Here is a 4,128-nt window from a genome sequence, read left to right on the forward strand (position 1 = left end):
CTAAAAACCTTCAAAATAATGATATGTTCGTGTCAGCTGATTTAGCTTAATGCTCATATATTAGAAGAAGGAATCCATGGCACATGGATTCCTTCTTTCCTATTTACTGAAAAATAAGCTCTGTCTTCAAACTATCTTTCGGTAACAACCATCCTTTTTTCTCTATACTCGCCATTAATAATTCTCTTTGTTTTGTTGCAATACTTTCCTCATTTGTTTTAAACGACACTTCTATTACGAAATCATCTTCTATTTTCCCTGTATTACTTAGTGGCCAAACTTCAATATTGGTTTTTATATTTTCAAACTCCCCTGTATACCGTTTCATTAATACAGGACCGTAAATACGAGAATTCTTGAGCATTTCTTCTCCCCAATTCGTATACAACCATTTGTTCATTTTCCCTGGTAACTTTTCTATTAACATATTTTGAGCAGCTTGTTCATTTGGTAAATCAAGTATCCCATATCCTTTAGCACTATAACTTTTCTTATTTGAAATACTTAATGTTTTCTTCTCAAATCCCCAATCTATTTCTGCCTCATAGTTATCAGTTTTACTATCAAATCCATCCTTCTTAGCTACTTCTAATGCATCTTGAATCATACCATTTTGAATCGGGTATCTCTTTTTATATGTTAGCTCAAAATCTTTACTAAATTCTTTCTTTCGGATCCTCGCAAACCAACCTTCATTACTTAAACTTTTATTCGCCGTATCTAAAAATTCCACTTGTATTCTTTCATAATTTGTACCAGCCTGGAAATGTTCTAGTACCTCTTGCTTCATCTCTTTGTTATAACCTAATACTTGTTCTGGCTTTAATAATAACTTCACTTCAAAGCTAGGTTTCATTGGACTAGCAGCAAAACCTTCCTTAACGTTATAAAGGAAACAACAAAAGAAAATACTTACGAATACAAATACTTTTTTCATATACCAATCTCCTTTACATTTTATATGACTTCTACACATTCCATTGCAAGTGAATATACATTTTTATATCCTGCTATGCTAAGCTTTTYCTGYAATYGATCCGTATCCTCTTTCAAAGCRTGTACTAACACCGTATGTTCTGGTAATAGTGTATTTAACATTTCCTTAACGTCACTTATACTTTGATGAACTTTATATGGAACTCGCTTCACCCTACATTCTTTACCTACACGTTCCTTCAAAACTTTTTCTGCAAAACTTCCTTTAGCAATATGTCCAGTAAAGATAATCGAATTTCGTTCTTCATGCCGAAGTTGTTCATAATACAACTGTGCTCGTTTCGTTTGCATATTCGCATCACTCATTACAACTATTCCRTAACTATTTTGCATACAAATGTCATTATCCATAACTATTATGTTTCTTTTTAAAACCTCCACAACCCGTTCAAGTTTTTCTTTATTTTTTAACCAATCTTTATATATGAACATCTCTTCAAATCCAGCMAAAATTTCTTTATCTACTATAATTGGAAGTTCTTTATATCGTTCATATAAATAMAATACTATATCTTGCGCCCTACCAAGTGAGGGCAGTGGTAGTAATGCTGTTCCTTTATTTTGAGCAACTCGTTCAATTTCTGCACATAATTCGTCTACTCGTTCCACTAATCTCATCAATACATACATAATTTAGATCTTTAATATTTTGATCGTTATAAGGTAAATTCCACCCTTTTGAAAGATTGTAGTTTCCCCATTTTTCAAAATAAGCTGGAAGTTGCTCCTTCGTATAACGAGTCGTCCAAATTTTTTTCTTATATCCATACTTTGCTAGTAAAGGTAAACCCATCGTATGGTCTTCATGAATATGTGATAAAAATACTGCATCCAAAAATGGAACAACTTCTCTTTCTATTTTGGGATAACTATCCTCATATGATCGATTAATACCACAATCAAATACTATTTTTGTCTCTTTATTTTTTACAAAATAGCAGGAACGACCGTATTCTCCCGCTCCTCCCCATACTTCCATCCTCATCATGCTACYCCTTTTCGTTTTTGYTCCATATGTTGCAGAAGTAATAAGCACATTGTTGTAAGCCCAACAGAAACAACAGCCATTGCCATTCCTATAGATACTTCTCCTTGTTCAAATTGAGCAAAAATAAACGTTGCTGACGTTTCTACTGATGGAGGTAGTACGAGAAGCGATGCTACTAACTCTCTTATCGAAATCGTAAATGTCATCGCCCATCCAGCAAGAATTCCTGGAATAATAAGCGGCAATATTATTTTTCTAAAAATATAAATATAATTCCCGGAAAAAATACTTCCTGCCTGTACAAGAGAATCATCAATTTGTCCGAGCGATGCTTTTACATACTGCACCGTATAAGGTAAAAAGAGAACAACATACGTTACGATAACCATGACTGGTGTATTGTAAATTGACATAGGCATATAGGGTGAATTCCAAAATAAAATAAGCCCTACAACCATCACTATTCCTGGTACCATATTCGGTAACATGCCGCACATATCAAGCCATTTTTCAGAGGACTTTTTCCCCTTTCGAATCATAAGCGCCAAAAATACGCCAATAATTACAGCAACAATCGCCGTTACGAGTGAAAAAAGAAAACTGTTCCATAAAGCTTCTAATCCCGGAGAACCAATTGTAAATAATGCTTCATAATGGCTTGTTGTAAAGTTATTAAAATGTAAGCCACCGCCTCTTAACTTCGACAAAGAAGCAATAAGTATAGAAAAGTATGGGATTCCAATTGCTACTATTAGTAAACCAATTACATAAACCCATGCTATAACGCGCGCAAATATAGACAAAGTATACCTTTTAGATTTCACACCTTTTCCACTAACCATTGCATATGTATACTTTCGATTCAATACATTTTGCATATACCAAATGAGCATACACGCACTAAGTAATAAAGAAGATAATGCTGTGGCACTGCCAAAATCAATCGGCCAACTAGAGATAAATTTATGAATCTCAGATGTTAACACATGGAATCCTATTCTACGTCCGAATGTAGCTGGTGTTCCAAATTCAGCAATCGTCTTTACGAAAATGAGTAAAGCACCCATTACATAACTTGATAACAATAACGGTAGTATTATTTTTCTTAAACGATAGAAAAAACTTCCACCATGAACTGCTGCAGCTTCTTCTTTACTACTCCCAATCTGAAGTAACGTGTTTTTCAACATGAAGTAAAGGAATGGGAATAAATGCAGACTCATAATTAAAACCATACCGCCTAAACTAAAAAACGATGATGAAATCGGCTTTAAAGCCGGAAAAAATTGTTCAAAATAACCGTTAGGTTGCATGAACAAAATCCAGCCCATCGATCCGATATAGGGCGGGGTCATAAATGGGATCATAAAAACAATATCTAACTTACTATACTTTCCTACATCTGTTTTGCTCATAATGAACGCCAATGGAAACGCAAATATTGTAGCTCCTATTACAACGAGTACACCTAGAAGCATCGAATTTAGAAAAATTCCAGCTAATCCACCACTCTGCATGACTTCAAAAGGCTTTAAAAAATTCCAACTGCTATTTTCATATACACTAGAAAATAAAATGAGAAAAATCGGAATGACGATTAACATCGCCACAAGTAACAACGCTACTGTCATTCCAACTTGTCTTACTGATACGAATCGATTTACCATGTAATCACCATCTTATTGAAATACTTTCTTAAATTGTTTTGCTATTTCATCTTGTTCTTTCTCAACTGTTTTCCAATCAATATTTAATACTGGAATCTCTTCTACATTCGGTCTATTTTCAGCTTTTATATCTTTTCTACCGGGCAACAAATACGCTTTAGAAACTTGTTTTTGCACATCATCTGATAATAAATAATCAATAAACTCTTTTGCACCTTCTACATTTTTACTATCCTTCATAATGCCTGCTGCACGTGGACTAATGACTGTTCCGCTTTTTGGATATACGATATCAACCGGTTCACCCTTTGCTTTTGCACTGTACGTCATATAGTCAACACCCGCAATTACCATATCTTTCGCACCTGTTACAACTGGGTCTAACGCTTCTTGGTTTGCCCCAGCTACTGTAACTTCATTTTTCTTAAGCTGTTCAAATAAATTCCATCCATCTTGTCCATTCTTTTTCACATATCC

Annotated in this window: 3 protein-coding genes and 1 pseudogene; all 4 read right to left on the reverse strand. The window is 34.4% G+C overall.

Going from position 1 to position 4,128, the window contains the following annotated elements; translation table 11 throughout:
• Nucleotides 1-103 precede the first annotated feature (103 nt).
• A complete protein-coding gene (locus AC1DJR_RS25445) occupies nt 104-937 on the reverse strand; it encodes a hypothetical protein (RefSeq protein ID WP_113735580.1) in 834 nt (277 codons plus the stop codon).
• Nucleotides 938-957: 20 nt separating this feature from the next.
• Nucleotides 958-1,984: pseudogene (locus AC1DJR_RS25450) on the reverse strand (MBL fold metallo-hydrolase).
• Nucleotides 1,981-3,651 (reverse strand): ABC transporter permease, encoded by a 1,671-nt coding sequence (locus AC1DJR_RS25455; RefSeq protein ID WP_002126665.1) that lies wholly within the window; start codon nt 3,649-3,651, stop codon nt 1,981-1,983. The pseudogene AC1DJR_RS25450 and the gene AC1DJR_RS25455 overlap by 4 nt, the downstream one beginning before the upstream one ends.
• Nucleotides 3,652-3,663: 12 nt before the next feature.
• On the reverse strand, nt 3,664-4,128 hold a 465-nt coding region (locus AC1DJR_RS25460; protein ID WP_477003804.1), incomplete at its 5' end, for an extracellular solute-binding protein.

It is taken from the genome of Bacillus sp. 05T31, from assembly GCF_056396725.1.